Below are 503 nucleotides of genomic sequence, written 5' to 3' on the forward strand. Positions count from 1 at the left end.
GCGATCTTCACGTTCGATCCACACAACGTAACGCGGCCGATCACAATCGCGATCATCCTGGTCGCCATCGCCGCGTTCATGGATTCAGATGCGACCAACCTGACACGCCCGAGCAACCTGTATTTGAGCCAGGCGATGATCGGCTTTGCGTCGCTGCTGTTCCTTGGCCAGGCGATGGTGATCGGCATCGCGCGCACGCTGCTGGCGGGCGGGCGCAATTTCGTGAGCTTCGTCGTGCTGTTCAGCCTCAGCCAGAACGTTGGCGGCCTGGTCGGTACGGCCTTGCTGTCGACCTTTCAGGTGGTGCGCGAGAAATTTCATTCGAACATGTTGGTGCAGCATATCGTGGCGACGGATCCGTTGGTGGCGGCGCGGTTGCGCGCCGGGGCGGGGCGGGTTGCCGGGGTCGTCGGCGACCCGGCGTTGCGCAGTGCGGAAGGGGCCGCGCTGCTGGCGCAACAGGTGGCGCGCGAAGCCAATATCCTGGCGTTTAACGACGTCTT

At 63.4% G+C, this 503-nt stretch carries 1 pseudogene; it reads left to right on the forward strand.

From position 1 onward, the window contains the following. Window positions 1-503: pseudogene (locus tag AACY08_RS28870) on the forward strand (MFS transporter); the annotation flags it as partial.

The sequence above is a fragment of the Pseudomonas sp. EL_65y_Pfl1_R83 genome (assembly GCF_963970695.1).
Taxonomy (GTDB): domain Bacteria; phylum Pseudomonadota; class Gammaproteobacteria; order Pseudomonadales; family Pseudomonadaceae; genus Aquipseudomonas; species Aquipseudomonas tritici.